Raw genomic sequence first — 470 nt, 5'->3', positions numbered from 1 at the left:
ACCAGCGTGAGGTCTTCGATGCGATCTTCATGGAACTGTCCGACCTTGGGCAGCGGGTAGTCGTGGCTGCGCCCGTCAGCGCCGTGGTAGCGCAGGCCTTCGCCCCGCACGTCGAAGCGCGTGGTGTACGGGGTGATCCAGCGCGCGCCCAGTGCGCCATCGTCGAAAGCACCCAGGCTGGAGCGGTAGGTGCGGGTCCATTCAATGGGGAACGGACCCGGCAAGGCGAAGTCGGTATGCGCGATGGTCTCGCTGCCCATGGCGAAGCTGATGCTGCCGCAGGTGCCGGCGCAGGTGCCGTTTTTCTGGGGCTTGGCATCGCCCTGGGCCCTACGTTCGACGGGGCGCGGCTCCAGCGGCTGCCCCGGGTGGCTGGCCTTGCTGATGCTGGTGGTGCCCGACTTGACGTTGGCGCCATGTCCCCGGCCGGGTCTGCGGGCGAGGACGGCGCGGGCCAGGCCCGCGATGAT

Annotated in this window: 1 protein-coding gene; it reads right to left on the bottom strand. The window is 69.1% G+C overall.

What is annotated here, in order from left to right; translation table 11 throughout:
- Positions 1-470: DUF6531 domain-containing protein (locus DIE08_RS35890; protein WP_221622523.1), on the bottom strand; the 470-nt coding region annotated here is incomplete at both ends.

The sequence above is a fragment of the Burkholderia sp. Bp9004 genome (assembly GCF_003858025.1).
Taxonomy (GTDB): domain Bacteria; phylum Pseudomonadota; class Gammaproteobacteria; order Burkholderiales; family Burkholderiaceae; genus Burkholderia; species Burkholderia diffusa.
This window is presented reverse-complemented; position numbering and strand designations above follow the sequence as displayed.